This is a genomic window from Thauera sp. ZXT1-4 (assembly GCF_052598215.2).
The window spans coordinates 1-13,619 of record NZ_JBQWSN020000011.1 but is presented as its reverse complement, the minus strand read 5'-3'; the positions used below and the strand labels follow the sequence as shown (position 1 = coordinate 13,619).

General features: G+C 67.4%; 13 protein-coding genes. 7 read left to right on the top strand and 6 right to left on the bottom strand.

Annotated elements, in window-relative coordinates:
• Nucleotides 1–4 precede the first annotated feature (4 nt).
• On the bottom strand, nucleotides 5–784 hold the full coding sequence (gene ompR, locus ACUH78_RS10305) for an osmolarity response regulator transcription factor OmpR (RefSeq protein ID WP_418362687.1): 780 nt from the start codon (nucleotides 782–784) through the stop codon (nucleotides 5–7).
• 241 nt (nucleotides 785–1,025) lie between these two features.
• Between ompR and ACUH78_RS10300 the strand changes: the two genes are divergently transcribed.
• The 4 genes from ACUH78_RS10300 (at nucleotide 1,026) to ACUH78_RS10285 (ending at nucleotide 3,510) form a co-directional block, all read left to right on the top strand.
• Nucleotides 1,026–1,397, top strand: coding sequence for a hypothetical protein (locus ACUH78_RS10300; RefSeq protein ID WP_418362688.1), 372 nt, complete (start codon nucleotides 1,026–1,028; stop codon nucleotides 1,395–1,397).
• Nucleotides 1,398–1,520: 123 nt separating this feature from the next.
• Nucleotides 1,521–2,213 carry a tRNA (adenosine(37)-N6)-threonylcarbamoyltransferase complex dimerization subunit type 1 TsaB gene (gene tsaB, locus ACUH78_RS10295; RefSeq protein WP_445333452.1) on the top strand — a complete coding sequence of 231 codons (693 nt, stop codon included), beginning with the start codon at nucleotides 1,521–1,523 and terminating at the stop codon, nucleotides 2,211–2,213.
• The gene (rimI, locus tag ACUH78_RS10290; protein WP_445333453.1) at nucleotides 2,210–2,659 is read left to right on the top strand and encodes a ribosomal protein S18-alanine N-acetyltransferase; all 450 of its coding nucleotides are present in this window, start codon (nucleotides 2,210–2,212) and stop codon (nucleotides 2,657–2,659) included. Before tsaB ends, rimI begins: the two co-directional genes overlap by 4 nt.
• Nucleotides 2,659–3,510 carry a uracil-DNA glycosylase gene (locus ACUH78_RS10285; RefSeq protein ID WP_445333454.1) on the top strand — a complete coding sequence of 284 codons (852 nt, stop codon included), beginning with the start codon at nucleotides 2,659–2,661 and terminating at the stop codon, nucleotides 3,508–3,510. Before rimI ends, ACUH78_RS10285 begins: the two co-directional genes overlap by 1 nt.
• Nucleotides 3,511–3,627: 117 nt before the next feature.
• Here ACUH78_RS10285 and lplT read toward each other — a convergent pair whose 3' ends face one another.
• A complete protein-coding gene (gene lplT, locus ACUH78_RS10280) occupies nucleotides 3,628–4,878 on the bottom strand; it encodes a lysophospholipid transporter LplT (protein ID WP_445333455.1) in 1,251 nt (416 codons plus the stop codon).
• 235 nt (nucleotides 4,879–5,113) lie between these two features.
• Between lplT and ACUH78_RS10275 the strand changes: the two genes are divergently transcribed.
• From ACUH78_RS10275 to ACUH78_RS10265, 3 genes are read left to right on the top strand one after another with little or no spacing between them, the layout of a single operon-like run.
• Nucleotides 5,114–6,031, top strand: coding sequence for a LysR family transcriptional regulator (locus ACUH78_RS10275; RefSeq protein ID WP_445333456.1), 918 nt, complete (start codon nucleotides 5,114–5,116; stop codon nucleotides 6,029–6,031).
• A 4-nt stretch (nucleotides 6,032–6,035) separates the two neighbouring features.
• The gene (gene radA, locus ACUH78_RS10270; RefSeq protein WP_445333457.1) at nucleotides 6,036–7,451 is read left to right on the top strand and encodes a DNA repair protein RadA; all 1,416 of its coding nucleotides are present in this window, start codon (nucleotides 6,036–6,038) and stop codon (nucleotides 7,449–7,451) included.
• 50 nt (nucleotides 7,452–7,501) lie between these two features.
• Nucleotides 7,502–9,295 (top strand): M61 family metallopeptidase, encoded by a 1,794-nt coding sequence (locus tag ACUH78_RS10265; protein WP_445333458.1) that lies wholly within the window; start codon nucleotides 7,502–7,504, stop codon nucleotides 9,293–9,295.
• A 27-nt stretch (nucleotides 9,296–9,322) separates the two neighbouring features.
• Here ACUH78_RS10265 and ACUH78_RS10260 read toward each other — a convergent pair whose 3' ends face one another.
• The 4 genes from ACUH78_RS10260 to lexA all read right to left on the bottom strand — a co-directional run bounded on the left by ACUH78_RS10260 (nucleotide 9,323) and on the right by lexA (nucleotide 13,150).
• Nucleotides 9,323–9,943 carry a hypothetical protein gene (locus ACUH78_RS10260; RefSeq protein WP_445333459.1) on the bottom strand — a complete coding sequence of 207 codons (621 nt, stop codon included), beginning with the start codon at nucleotides 9,941–9,943 and terminating at the stop codon, nucleotides 9,323–9,325.
• A gap of 201 nt (nucleotides 9,944–10,144) precedes the next feature.
• Nucleotides 10,145–11,731: a Y-family DNA polymerase gene (locus tag ACUH78_RS10255; protein ID WP_445333460.1), complete on the bottom strand. Its 1,587-nt coding sequence runs from the start codon at nucleotides 11,729–11,731 to the stop codon at nucleotides 10,145–10,147.
• Complete coding sequence (imuA, locus tag ACUH78_RS10250; protein WP_445333461.1) at nucleotides 11,632–12,516, bottom strand: translesion DNA synthesis-associated protein ImuA; 885 nt, start codon at nucleotides 12,514–12,516, stop codon at nucleotides 11,632–11,634. The genes ACUH78_RS10255 and imuA overlap by 100 nt, the downstream gene beginning before the upstream one ends.
• Before the next feature lie 25 nt (nucleotides 12,517–12,541).
• Complete coding sequence (gene lexA, locus ACUH78_RS10245) at nucleotides 12,542–13,150, bottom strand: transcriptional repressor LexA (RefSeq protein ID WP_418362699.1); 609 nt, start codon at nucleotides 13,148–13,150, stop codon at nucleotides 12,542–12,544.
• Nucleotides 13,151–13,619 lie beyond the last annotated feature (469 nt).

Here is a 13,619-nt window from a genome sequence, read left to right as displayed (position 1 = left end):
CGGCTCAGCCTGCGGCCGAATCTTCGGCCTGGCCGGTGTCGGCGTCCTGCTCCTTCGTGCCCGCTTTCGGGTCGTCGGGCACGAAAACGTAACCGAAACCCCAGACGGTCTGGATGTAGCGCGGTTTGGCCGGGTCGTCCTCGACCAGCTTGCGCAGGCGCGAAACCTGTACGTCGATGGCGCGATCGAAGACGCCGTATTCCCGGCCGCGGGCCAGTTCCATCAGCTTGTCGCGCGACAGGGGCTGGCGCGGGTGGGTGAGCAGGACCTTCAGCAAGGAGAATTCGCCCGTCGTGAGCTGGATTGCCTCACCGTCACGCACCAGGATGCGAGTGCCCAGATTCACTGCCACGCGGCCGAAGGAGACCACCTCGTCTTCGGCAGCAGGGGCGCCCGGCAGCGTCTGTGGTTGCCTGCGCATGACGGCCTGGATGCGGGCGACGAGTTCTCGCGGGTTGAATGGCTTGGCGATGTAGTCATCCGCGCCCATCTCGAGGCCAACGATGCGGTCCACATCATCGCCCTTGGCGGTCAGCATGATGATCGGGATCTGGTTTTCCGCCGCGCGCAAGCGCCGGCAGATGGCCAGCCCGTCCTCGCCGGGCAGCATCAGGTCGAGCACGATCAGGTCGTAGTGCTCGCGGTGCAGCGCACGATCCATCATCGGCGCGTCTCCGACGGCCTTCACGGCGAATCCCTGTTCCTGGAGATAGCGCGAAAGCAGCTCGCGCAGGCGCGCGTCGTCGTCGACGACCAGGATGCGGTAGCGGTTTTTCAGGTTCATGCGTGAAATCCTAGCCTGACTCGCAGGGCCATGCCAGCACATCGCGCGGGTTGTGCTCCGTGCAGGCGGTAAGGCTTCGTAAGCCATGCACATGGCGGCAATATCACCTTACAAAAGTTCCTCTGGGAGGTGCCCGCGGGCTTCCTGCAGCCACCGTATTCCCGTATGTTCGGGGCTGGACAGAAAACCACCCCGGTGGGGACGGACAGCCGCTTCGGCGCCGTCCGCACGGACACAGATCATGCGTCTTGCCGCCTTGCCCTCCCTGCGATCCAGCCCGCTGCCCTTTTCCGGCCGGTCGCGTCTTTGCAGCATCGCCGGGTTTGTCCTGCTCCTTGGCGTGAGCATGGGCGTTGACGCCCAGCCGGACGTGCCTGCCCGTTTCGCGCAGACGGCTGTTGATCCGTTGCCGCTGGAGCGCGTGGAGAAGCGGCCGGACTGGCGCCAGGTGCTGGATGGGCAGGCGTCCGATGGCGAGGCGGCCGAGTGGCAGAGCTCGCCGCAGCGGCGCCGCATGAGCCGCGAAGAGCGCGATCATCTGCGCAAGCATGTTCGCGATGCTGCGCGGGACGCCTACCCGGACGCCCCAGCGCGCGGCGCCAAGGGGCGCTGAGCGCGCGCTGCTGCTCGCCGGGCTGCCGTCGTAGTGAAACGGTCGGCCGGGCTGCGGCACAGGACGCCGGCGCAGGAGATTCTCCGCGCTCATCCTGCCACGTGTCGGTAGAATACCGGCCTCATGAAAGTCCTTTCCATCGAAACTGCCACCGAGCGCGGAAGCGTCGCCGTCCTGCACGACGGGGAACTCCTGGCGCGCCGCGTCGAGGGTGCAGCCAACCACTCCGAAGCCATCCTGCGCGATGTGCGCGCACTGCTCGCCGAGGCGGGCCTGGGCGTGGGCGATCTCGACGCCGTGGCCTTCGGCGCGGGGCCAGGAGCGTTTACTGGCGTGCGGCTGGCGTGTGGGATCGCGCAGGGCATTGCGCTCGCTGCGGATGTCGGGGTGGCCGCAGTCGGCAGCTTGCAGGCGCTTGCCCTGCAGACTGGTGCGGCGCGCGCCTTCGTGGCGACGGACGCGCGCATGGGTGAGATCTACTGCGGCGCGTTCGAGGCCGACACCGAAGGCGTGCCGGTACAGATTGGCGCCCTGCGTTGTGCAACGCCGGTCGAAATCGATCTGCCGGCTGGGAACTGGTTTGTAGTGGGTTCCGCGTTCAAGGTGTGGCCGGAGGTGCTGCAGGAGCGCTTCATGGGACGTCTGCTCGGCTGCGCACCCGAACACATGCCGCGGGCCGAGGAGGTTGCCCGCCTCGCGGCGGTGGCCGCGGCGCGTGGGGAACTCCTCGCGGCGGAACACGCTGCACCCCTCTATGTACGCGACAAGGTCGCCTTCACCACGGCGGAGCGGCTCGCGCGCGGAGGGCGGGCGTGAGGCCGCTGCTGCGCTTCATCGCCCTCGATGCCGGTCACCTGGACTGGGTGGTGGAGCAGGAGCAAGCCTTGCAGGCACACCCGTGGACGCGCGGCAACTTCGAGGACTCGCTCGCTGCCGGACACGAAGCCTGGGGGCTGCTGGTCGATGACGCCCTGGCCGGATACGCGATCGTGTTGCGCGTGCTCGATGAGGCGCACTTGCTGACGATCGGCATCGCCCCTGGCTTCCAGGGGCAGGGGCTCGGCACGCAGTTTGTGGAACGCTTGAGCGTGCATGCGCGGGACGATGGGGCGGCAAGCTTCTACCTCGAGGTGCGTCCCTCCAACACGGCAGCACTTGCGCTGTATACGCGTTCCGGGTTCGTGGAGATCGGCCGGCGCAGGAGGTATTACCCGGCGCAGGACGGCCGGGAAGATGCAATCGTGATGAGACGCACGCTCTGATGGCTGTTCGGACCTCGAGTTGGCCGGAGGCAGCGCTGCGCGAGATGAGGCTGGGGCCGCTCTGGCGCCTGCGCGCGCGGGCGGCGGCCGGCGCCGATGCGCCGCTGGCGGCAGCGGGGCCGGAAGAGGTATCGGCAGAGGTGTCGGAAGTGGCTGCAATCTGTCCGCCCACCGCTTCGCAGGTCGTGCCCGGCAGGCCGCTTGTGCAGAAGTCCGAAGGTTTCGCGCGTTCGCCGAGCCCGTCGCTGCAGGCCCGGGATGATGGGCGCGCGAACCGGATCGCAACACTGGGGTGGGAAGCGCTTGAAGAGGACATCGGTGCCTGCCGTGCCTGCCCGTTGTGCGAGCGGCGCAGGCAGGCAGTGCCGGGGGTGGGCGATCGAAGCGCGCGCTGGATGCTGGTCGGAGAAGGGCCCGGCGCCGAAGAGGACCAGCGCGGAGAACCATTCGTGGGTCAGGCGGGCCGCTTGCTGGACAGCATGCTTGCGACGATCGGGCTGGCGCGCGGCGAGGACGTCTACATCGCGAACGCGGTGAAGTGCCGCCCGCCGCACAATCGCACGCCCGAGCGCAGCGAGATCGCTTCATGCCTGCCGTATCTGGAAAGACAGATTGCGCTGGTGCAGCCGCGCCTGCTGGTCGCGCTCGGGAGGCCGGCTGCACAGGCGCTCTTGCAGCGCGAGCTTGCGATTACTTCGGCGCGTGGCAAGCGTTTCGAGCACAACGGTGTCGCAGTCGTCGTCACCTATCACCCCGCCTATCTGCTACGCAATCCGCAGGACAAGGCGAAGGCCTGGGAAGATCTGTGCTTCGCGCGCCGCCTCATGGCCGAGCTGGGCGATCGGGTCTGAACGTTCTCAGAGCCTCGCTGCCTCGAGTGCGGGGCACGATCCGGCTGCCGGAAATCGGTGCTGGCCGGGGGCGGTGGCCGGAAGAAGTTCAGCCGGCGCTTGAGCGGAGTGGGGTGCTCAGTGCGTGCGGTCCTCGAGCAGGGCGACGTTGTCGAATTCGCGCTGATTGGCGTCGTGCCTGCGCATCACCAGCAGCATCGTTCCAGCGACGAAGGCCCCGAACATGACGATCACGGTGTTGATCGAAAGGCCCGACATGATCAGCAGCGCGTAGGTGCCGGTCATGACCAGGATCGACAGGTTCTCGTTGAAGTTCTGCACCGCGATCGAGTGGCCCGCACCCATCAGGATGTGGCCGCGGTGCTGCAGCAGTGCATTCATGGGCACGACGAAGAATCCCGCCAGTCCGCCAACCACGACCATCAGCGCCATCGCGATCCAGGCCTCGGTGACGCCGATCATGCTCATCACCACCACGCCCATAGCGATGCCGAGCGGGATCACCTGCACCGAGCGACGCAGCGAGACGTAGCGTGCTGCAAGCACCGAGCCGGTGGCCACGCCTAGCGCGACCACGCCTTGCAGCATCGATGCTTGGGAGAGGTTCAGGCCGAGGTTGTGTTCGGCCCACTTGATCACGATGAATTGCAGGGTCGCGCCTGCGCCCCAGAACAGCGTCGTCACCGCAAGCGAGATCTGGCCCAGCTTGTCGCGCCAGAGCAGGCGCAGGCAATGGTTGAAGTCGTGGATCAGGTAAAGGGGATTGCGCTTGAGCGGCTTGTGATCGACGCCGGTGTCCGGGATGTAGAAATTGAATGCCGCCGCGAGCAGGTATAGCGTGCCCACGAACAGCACTGCGGCCGCGAATGGCGTGTGGGCGAAAGGCAGGCCCAGCCCGCCGAGCAGGCCGGCCACGTCCTCACGGATCATGACGCCGCCGAGCACCGTGCCGGCGATGATGGCTGCCACGGTCAGTCCCTCGATCCAGCCGTTGGCCACGACCAGCAGCCGGTGCGGCAGGTATTCGGTGAGGATGCCGTATTTCGCCGGGGAGTAGGATGCCGCGCCCAGGCCGATGATCGCGTAGGCAAAAAGCGGATGCGTGCCGAGAAAGAGCAGCAGGCAACCGCCGATCTTGATCGTGTTGCTGATCAGCATCACCCGCCATTTCGGCATCGAGTCGGCGAATGCGCCGACGAAGGCTGCGAGCAGCACGTAGGAGAGCGTGAAGAACAGCTTGAGCAGCGGCTCGAATTCAGAGGGGGCAGCCATGTCCCGCAGCATGGCGATCGCGATGATCAGCAGGGCGTTGTCGGCCAGCGCGGAGAAGAACTGCGCCGCCATGATGATGTAGAAACCGAGCGGCATCGGTGATCGGATCACGGGACTGGAGCGCGGGTTATATCACGAACGCCGGTACAGGGTGATGACTGCGCGCAAGGCGGCGGAGCACGCTCTCGCAGGCGCTACGCGGCGTGTATGCCATGCGTGTCGGAGGCAGGGCGGATCCGTACCGTGGACGCGGCCTTACGGGGTGCTGTGAGTCCCCCGAAAGGACCGCTTTGTGCTTTAATTCGCAAAATAAGTCATTCTTATACACACCATGGCAGATCGCAGACTTCAGGTATTCCACGCGGTGGCAAAGCACGGCTCGTTCACGCGCGCAGCCGAGCATCTCCACATGACGCAGCCCGCCGTCACTTTCCAGATCAAGCAGCTCGAGGAGCACTTCGATACCCGCCTGCTGGATCGCGGCCATGGAAAGATCAACTTGACGCCTGCAGGGGAGTTGGTGCTTGCCTACGCAGAGCGCATCCTCGGCTTGTCGGCGGAGCTCGATTCCCGGGTGTCGGAGCTGACAGACGAACTGGCCGGCCAGCTCAAGATCGGCACCAGCACGACCATTGCCGCGTACTGGCTGCCGGAACTGCTCGAGGGATTCAAGCGGCGTTACCCGGGGGTCTTGCCGCGGGTGGTGGTGGGTACCTCGAAACTGACGGAGGACCGGGTCGCGGCGCGTGATCTCGACATCGGTCTCATCGAGATCGCCACCGAGCAGAACACCATCGAGCGCCGCAGTGCCGCGCGCGATGAGCTGCTGGTGATCTGCAGGCCTGACCATGCGCTGGCGAAGTTCGCTGAACTGACGGCCAAGGATCTGGTCGGGCATCCCTTCATCGACCGGGATCCGGGTAATGGCATTCGTCAGATCGCGGATGAGTTCTTCGAAGCGGCCGGGATCGCGGGCAGCGAGATCACGCTGTGCGCCGAGCTGGGCAGCCTGGCGACCGTGAAGCAGCTCGCGGCGGCTGGGCTGGGCTTCGCGATCGCCTCGCGGCGCGCGATCCTGCGCGATGTGGAAGAACGGCGACTGGTGGCCATCCCGCTCAAGCCGCGCCTGTACACCCCGCTCGAAGTCATCCTGCCGCGTGACAAGTTCCGCTCGAGGCTGATCAACGCCTTTGCCGAATTCGTGTGCGAGGAGTTCGCGCGTATGGCCCGCGAGCGCGGCGAGGGCTGAGTCTTTGGCACGCAGCAAGACGGCTTTCGTGTGCACCGAGTGCGGTGCGCAGACCGTACGCTGGCAGGGGCAGTGTCCGCAGTGCCAGGCCTGGAACACCATGGTCGAAACCGTGCTCGAACCGGCAGCGCCGGCTGCGGGCAGCCGCTTTGCCGCCCTGGCCGGTGAAACCAGTCGGCTGCAGGTGCTCTCGACGCTCGAGCCGCGCGAAGAGCCGCGCCTGGCTACCGGCCTGGACGAGTTCGACCGCGTGCTCGGCGGCGGCCTGGTTTCCGGTGGCGTGGTGCTGATCGGGGGCGACCCAGGCATTGGTAAATCGACCCTGCTGCTGCAGGCCCTCGCCAACCTGGCGGGCATGGCTGTGGCGCCGGGCGCCGGTGCATCCCCTGCAAAGCAGGGTTCAGGCGTGGTGTATGTCAGCGGTGAGGAGTCCGGTGAGCAGGTCGCGTTGCGCGCTCAGCGCCTGCAGCTTGCGGCGACGCCGCTGCAGATGCTTGCCGAGATCAATCTCGAACGCATCCTCCACACCCTGCGCGAAGCACGCCCACGGGTGGCGGTGATCGACTCCATCCAGACCGTCTACTCCGAAGCCCTGCAGTCGGCACCGGGCTCGGTCGCCCAGGTGCGCGAATGCGCCGCCCAGCTCACCCGCTTCGCAAAGCAGAGCGGCACCAGCCTGATCCTCGTCGGCCACGTCACGAAGGACGGTACGCTCGCCGGTCCGCGGGTACTTGAGCACATCGTGGACACCGTGCTGTACTTCGAGGGCGACACGCACTCCAGCTTCCGCCTGATCCGCGCCTTCAAGAACCGCTTCGGCGCGGTCAACGAACTCGGTGTCTTCGCCATGACCGAGCGTGGCCTGCGCGGCGTCTCCAACCCCTCGGCCATCTTCCTGTCGCAGCACGCGCAGCAGGTCGCCGGCAGTTGTGTGCTGATCACCCAGGAAGGAACCCGCCCGCTGCTGGTGGAGGTGCAGGCCCTGGTCGATTCCTCGCAGAGCCCCAACCCGCGGCGCCTGTCGGTGGGCCTGGAGCAGAACCGGCTGGCTATGCTGCTCGCGGTCATGCACCGCCATGCAGGTGTGGTGTGCTTCGATCAGGACGTGTTCGTCAATGCGGTGGGGGGCGTCAAGATCACCGAGCCGGCCGCCGACCTCGCGATCCTGTTCGCGATCGTCTCTTCCCTGCGCGATCGCCCGCTCAAGCGCGGCCTTGCAGTGTTTGGCGAGGTGGGCCTTGCCGGCGAGATCCGCCCTGCGCCGCGCGGACAGGAGCGTCTCAAGGAAGCCGCCAAGCTCGGTTTCGACACCGCGATCGTGCCGCGTGCAAACGCGCCGAAGCAACCGATCGAAGGCATGGCGGTGATTCCGGTCGGGCGTGTGGATGAGGCGCTCGAAGCCCTGCGCACCCTTGAATGAACCTGCCGGTGCAATCCGCCGGTAACCCGTACGGTCCCAAGAGCGTCCTCATGAAACCTCCCGTCGAGTACCGTATCCGTCCGTCCAGGCCCGGCGCGCACCTGTTCGAGGTGAGCTGCACGGTGTTGGATCCCGATCCGGGCGGGCAGGGCTTCAGCCTGCCGGCGTGGATTCCGGGCAGCTACATGATCCGAGAGTTTGCGCGCAACATCGTCCGCATCGAGGCGCTGGCCGATGACAAGCCCTGCGTGCTGGAAAAGGTCGACAAACACAGCTGGCGCACGTCACCCTTGCGCGGGGTGAAGAAGCTGGTGGTGCGGTGCGAGATCTACGCCTGGGATCTTTCGGTGCGTACCGCCCACCTGGATACGACGCACGGCTTCTTCAACGGCACGAGCGTCTTCCTCGCGGTGGAAGGACGCACCGATGCGCCCTGCGCCGTCACGATCGATCGCCCCGAGGGCGGGCAGTACGCGGACTGGGCCCTCATCACCACGCTGCCGCCTGCAGAGGGCGTACCCACCGGGCGCTGCGATTTCGGGCGTTTTGTTGCCCCGGACTACGATGCATTGATCGATCACCCTGTGGAGATGGGCCGTTTCGCGCGGGCGCGCTTCGAAGCCGGCGGGGTGACACACGAGATTGCGCTCACCGGGCGGCAGGATTGCGATGTCGAGCGCCTGTGCAGCGATCTGGCGCGCATCTGTGCCTGGCAGCTCGAGCTGTTCGGCGCGCCCGCGCCGGTGACGTACTATGCGTTCCTGGTCATGGTGGTGGGCGAGGGCTATGGCGGGCTCGAACACCGCGCCTCCACCGCGCTGCTGTGCAGCCGGGCCGATCTGCCGTGGAAAGGCATGGTAGGCCTGTCCGATGGCTACAAGAGCTTCCTGGGTCTGTGCAGCCACGAGTATTTCCACACCTGGAACGTGAAGCGCATCAAGCCGGCAGCGTTCACCCCCTACGATCTGACGCGCGAGAATCATACCCGTCTGCTGTGGGCCTTCGAAGGCTTCACTTCCTACTATGACGACCTGGCGCTGGTGCGTAGCGGCGTGATCGGGGTGGACGACTACCTGGCCCTGCTGGGCAAGAACCTCTCCGCGGTGATGCGTGGCAGCGGCCGGCTCAAGCAGAGCGTTGCCGAGTCCTCCTTCGATGCGTGGACGAAGTATTACCGCCAGGACGAGAACGCGCCCAACGCGATCGTCAGCTACTACGCCAAGGGCGCCTTGATCGCGCTCGCGCTCGACGTGCAGCTACGTGCCGGAAGCGCGGGTCGCTGCAGTCTGGACGACGTCATGCGCCTGCTGTGGCAGCGCCATGGCTGCACGGGCGTGGGCGTGCCCGAGGACGGCATCTTTGCCGCGGTACGCGAGGTCGGCGGCGAAGGACTGGGCACGCGGCTGGCGCGCTGGCTGCGGCAGGCGGTGGAGGGCTGCGAGGATCTGCCCCTGGCCAAGCTGCTCAAACCCATGGGCGTGGTGCTCGAGGCGACGCCTGCGGGCGCGGCGCCGGTGCTGGGCCTGAAGCTGGCTGCGGGCGCGGGCGAGCCAAGAGTGGCGAATGTATACGACGACGGTGCGGCGCAAACGGCGGGGGTATCGGCGGGCGACGTGCTGCTTGCGCTGGACGGGATTCGCATCGCCAGTGCCAAGGCACTGGACGACCTGCTGGCGCGCCGCCTCGCGGGGGAGCAGGCGAGGCTGCACGTGTTCCGGCGGGACGAGCTGATGGCGTTCACGCTCGAACTGGGCGAAGCGCCTGCGGACAAGTACGTGCTCTCACTGGCGCCCAGGGCTGGCGCGGCGGCCGTCGCGCTACGCCGGGGCTGGCTGGGCAGCTGAGCCTGGCGGATGCCGGGCGTGGGGGGCTCAGGGCTCGGCGGCCGGGCGGGCGAACAGCTTGCCACGCCAGTAGCGCCAGGCGAGAAACCCGAACAGGCCCGCCATGATCAGCCAGAAGCCCACACCCTGCCAGTAGGCAATCGGATCGGTGGCAAGGAAGTAGTCCCGCGGCGGGCGGACGAAATGGATGCTGCCGGTGGCGAGCGCATGCGCCGCCTTGTATACCGCCGCCAGCGCTGGCAAGAACCAGACCAGCAGTGCGGCTGCGATGATCAGCCGGTCGAGCCCGGGGGAAGGACGACTGCGCGCACTGTAGACGCTGCGCACGCCGAACCACACGGCGAGCAGCAGACCGATCACCACCGCGAGGGGACCGATCGCCATGGTGGCGCCCAGCAGGGTGGCTGCGGCGAGGAAAGGGATGCCTTCGAGTTGCACGATCTCGGGCCACAGGCGTTCGAGCTGGGAGAACAGGAGCCAGGATGCGGGCAGCGCCACGAGGCTGACAAGCAGGCTGAAGAATGCACGCCTGCGCGCCACATCGCCGGGCGGATGCGCGCTCGGCAGCGCTGTGCTGGAGAAAGCGCCGCCCGGGGACGACGGGTTGGATGCGGGGGTATCGAGGGAAGCTGAGGGGCGTTGGGACATGGCAGAGCAGCGGGGCGCTGTGGAGAGGCAGGGGCTCGGGTGGTTGGGGGATTCAGGCAGGCGCAAGCGCCTGCTTGGGGACGCAGTTTTGGACGCAGTGTACTACCTGGGCGCGGCGTACGTGGGCGCGCTTTCCGTGCGCGGGCGCTTTTGCGGAGCGGATTCTGGCCGTGGATGCCGGGGTTGAGGCCTTTTAGGGGCTCATGCGAAGTATCCATGCAGGAACCAACGCCCGCCCCGATCCAGATCGCTGAAAATCCAGCACAGCACATGCCCGGGGTCGCGCGCGCGGTAATAGTCCCTGCGCACAGGCTGGCCGTCCCACCAGCCTGTTTCGATGCGCTCTGCGCAGCCGAGCAGAGTGAACCGCTCCGCGAGGATCGGGCGCGGTACGGGCAGCAACCACAGCGGACGCTCACGCGCGTGTGCAGCGGGGGGCAGGTGCGCCGTGGCGCGGTATGCGGGAACTGGCTCCCGGGCGGAGTGGGTGCGATCCGGCGCGTGCACCTGCAGGGCTGCCTCCGGGCGGTGCTCGGGCCGGGTGCCCAGCCGGATTACGCCGGAATCGCCCAAGCGTGCGCGCAGTCGGGCGAGGAGCAGAAAGGCGTCTGCCGCCTCCTGTCCGGTGTCGCCAAACAGGTCGCCGCTGGGTGTACTGGCTTGCATGGTGCGATCTGCCCGCACACGCAGTGCGCAGACCTCGGCGGGCAGGGGCAGCGAAGCCAGGCGTTCGCGTGCGATCAGCGCAAAACGCTGGGCGTCCGCCGACGGCTGGCCGAAAAGAAGTTCGAGCACGGTGGCCGGTTCGTGCTCGTACTCCAGGCTCAGGGTGCAGGCATCGAGGGCGGCATGGCGCGCCTGCAGCCATGCGGCAAGGCTGGCGAACAGCCTCCGGGCGGCGAAATTCAGCGCTTCGGCATGGTGTGTCGGCGCGGGGAGCGTCAGCGCATGGTCGAAGCCCTGCGGGGGGGCGAACCAGGGGCGCAGGTCGGCGAGTGTGCCGCGTGCGCGTGCGAGCGCTTCGCTGACCGCTTGCGCCTGGCGGCGGGCCAGGCCTGCGGCAGGCAGTGCTTGCACCTGGGCGAGGGTCTGCATGCCGAGACCGGCGAGAAGCTCGCAGGTCGCGGCGTCGCAGCCACTGTCCGCGAGCACGCTCGCGGGGAGTTCGTCCAGGTGCCGCAGCCAGTCCTCCTGCTCATCGTCCGCATCCACTAGCCGGCCTGCGGCGCTGCGGGCGAACCAGTGGGCGGCGAGAGGCGTTGGCGCACAAGCGAGCCGTGCCTCGAACCCGAGCGTGCGCAGTCCCTGCTCCAGTTCGTGTGCGATCCGGTGTGTACCACCGAACAGGCGTAGTGTTGTGGACACCTCGAGCAGCACGGCATCCGGTGGTGCCAGGCTGATGCGTGGGGTGAAGCGTGCAGCCCAGAGGGCGATCTCTTCCAGCGCGGCACGCTCGCATGCCGGCGCGCGCGCGCGTAGCGAAAGCCCGGGAAGCAGGCTCAGCGCACTGGCCTGGCGCAGCCCCGGCACGATGCCGAGCGCACGCGCAGGGGCATTCGCGGCGATCAGCTGCGCACGCGGCGGCGGGGAGGCGACTGCGAGCGGCTGCGGCGAGGACATGGCGCGGGTGAAGACCTGCAAGGGCAACTCGGGCAGTACGATGGCGAGCCACAGCATGGCGCGCAGGCTCAGCGGACCAGGGCCAGGGGGGACGAAGTGGGGGCAGCCACCCCCGGCGACCCTGCGGTAGCCCGGGGCGGCCCGTTCCCAGGTGACTCGTTCGCCCATGCTTCAGGTGCGGTCCCGGTGATCGGAGCGGCGGCAGGCGGCTCCGACCCGCCGGCGACATGCAGGTTCAACAGCAACGGCTCCGCGAGAGGCGGGCCGCGCCGCTTGAGCACATGGATCTGCAGGCCCTGATCATGTGCGGCAAGCGCCAGGCGCAGTGGCGCGGGCGATGAATGCTGCGCCGTGCTGTGCGGACGGAAAAGAAAAATGGGGGTGGCGCTTTCCTCGGCTGCGAGCTGCAGGCGCCTGAGGGCGGTGTTATCTCCCTGCAGGGCCCATGCAAGCACGCATGCGCAGTTGCCCGAAGCGGCCGCTTGGCGTGCGGCCCAGAGCAGATTCTGGCGGCTGCGGGTGCGCACCAGCAGCAGGCGTGACAGGGGTACGCCTGCGTGTGCCAGTGCAGGGGCGTAAGGCAGCAGGGGCGGAGCAATCCAGATCACCCATTGGGTCTGTGTCACGCGGCGCAACAGGGGCAGGAGCAGGGAGAGCTCCCCGACGCCGGGGCGGTCGCACAGCAGTTCGATCAGTGCGCCGGCTGGCCAGCCGCCACCCGGCAGCGCCGCATCGAGCTCGGCGAAGCCGCTCGGAAGCACCCGTGTCTGCCCCTGTGCAAGCTGACTTGCTTGCCAGACACTGCCGGCTGGCAGCTTGGCGAGCGCATTGGTGAGCGCATCCGTGCCGGCGGACAGGGAAAGGGGCGAGGATGCAGAAGGGCACACAGAGGGGGGCGCAGGCAGGGAAGCATGCTGCGGCGCGTCCCCGGCGTGGCGAAGCGGGATGGCCATGGTGGTCGCGCCATCGGAATCGACGTCAGTGATCCTTGCGGATCAGCCCGACCATGATGCCTTCGATCACCACGGGCGCCTGGCGGGTGTCGACGACGATGGGAGTGTAGTCCGGGTTTGCCGGCAGGAGTTCGACCACCGGGCCCTTGCGCTGCAAGGTTTTGACCGTGACGTCGTCGTCGACGCGAGCGACCACGATCTGGCCGTTGCGCGCCTCGGTGCTGCGGTGCACGGCGATGAGGTCGCCGTCGAGGATGCCGGCATCGCGCATGCTCATGCCGCGCACGCGCAGCAGGTAGTGGGCCTTGGGCGAGAAGAGGGCAGGGTCGAGTTGGAAGCGCGCTTCGACATGCTCGGCGGCGAGGATTGGACTGCCCGCGGCAACCCGGCCAACCAGCGGCAGTCCGAGCGCCTCGGCGAGGCGGATGCCGCGGGCACGGCCTTCCTCGAGCAGGATGGCGCCCTTGGCGGCGAGTGCGCGCAGATGGGTCTCGGCGGCGTTGGGCGAGCGGAAGCCGAAGGCGGTGCACACTTCGGCGCGCGTGGGCGGTCGGCCCTCGGATTCGACGGTGGCACGGATGAAGTCGAGGATTTCCTGCTGGCGTGCGGTAAGGTTTTCGCTACGGGCGCTCATGTCAGCCTCCAATGGATGGCTGTAATTTTAAACAGTTGTGCGCCGAGAGCAAGCGGTAAGGCAGAAACCAGAAACCGCAGTGGGCGCAATTCCAGCCCCCCGGGCGGTCCAGCACCATCGCGCACATGGTCTCTCGGGCAGGTTCCGGAAAGAGCGGTGCGGAGCGGTTTCCAGCATGGTGCGGTCCTCCTGGTTGTTCGAGGCAATGATGCGCTGCATCTTGAGCCTGCGCCCGATATGGGCTATTGCTTCAGTCTCGGGCGTGGCTGCAGGTGCGCACCGAAACGAACCATACGAAAAGGGACGCGTCTGCCTGCCCGGCTGGCGCAGTTTCCGGAAGCTGTCCTGGCCAGCGTCGGTAGTGTTGGCCGGGGCTCTCGGCTAGAATCCGCCCCTCATCACGGAGAACACATGCCTGAATCCGTGTTGTCTTCAGCGCGTACCCGCTCCGCGAGCCCCAGCGCATGAT

Bases quoted from the DNA above. Each gene is read 5' to 3' on its own strand.
- ompR (WP_418362687.1), bottom strand. From the start codon at position 784: ATGAACCTGAAAAACCGCTACCGCATCCTGGTCGTCGACGACGACGCG.
- ACUH78_RS10300 (WP_418362688.1), top strand. From the start codon at position 1,026: ATGCGTCTTGCCGCCTTGCCCTCCCTGCGATCCAGCCCGCTGCCCTTT.
- tsaB (WP_445333452.1), top strand. From the start codon at position 1,521: ATGAAAGTCCTTTCCATCGAAACTGCCACCGAGCGCGGAAGCGTCGCC.
- ACUH78_RS10285 (WP_445333454.1), top strand. From the start codon at position 2,659: ATGGCTGTTCGGACCTCGAGTTGGCCGGAGGCAGCGCTGCGCGAGATG.
- lplT (WP_445333455.1), bottom strand. From the start codon at position 4,878: ATGCCGCTCGGTTTCTACATCATCATGGCGGCGCAGTTCTTCTCCGCG.
- ACUH78_RS10275 (WP_445333456.1), top strand. From the start codon at position 5,114: ATGGCAGATCGCAGACTTCAGGTATTCCACGCGGTGGCAAAGCACGGC.
- ACUH78_RS10265 (WP_445333458.1), top strand. From the start codon at position 7,502: ATGAAACCTCCCGTCGAGTACCGTATCCGTCCGTCCAGGCCCGGCGCG.
- ACUH78_RS10260 (WP_445333459.1), bottom strand. From the start codon at position 9,943: ATGTCCCAACGCCCCTCAGCTTCCCTCGATACCCCCGCATCCAACCCG.
- ACUH78_RS10255 (WP_445333460.1), bottom strand. From the start codon at position 11,731: ATGGGCGAACGAGTCACCTGGGAACGGGCCGCCCCGGGCTACCGCAGG.
- imuA (WP_445333461.1), bottom strand. From the start codon at position 12,516: ATGGCCATCCCGCTTCGCCACGCCGGGGACGCGCCGCAGCATGCTTCC.
- lexA (WP_418362699.1), bottom strand. From the start codon at position 13,150: ATGAGCGCCCGTAGCGAAAACCTTACCGCACGCCAGCAGGAAATCCTC.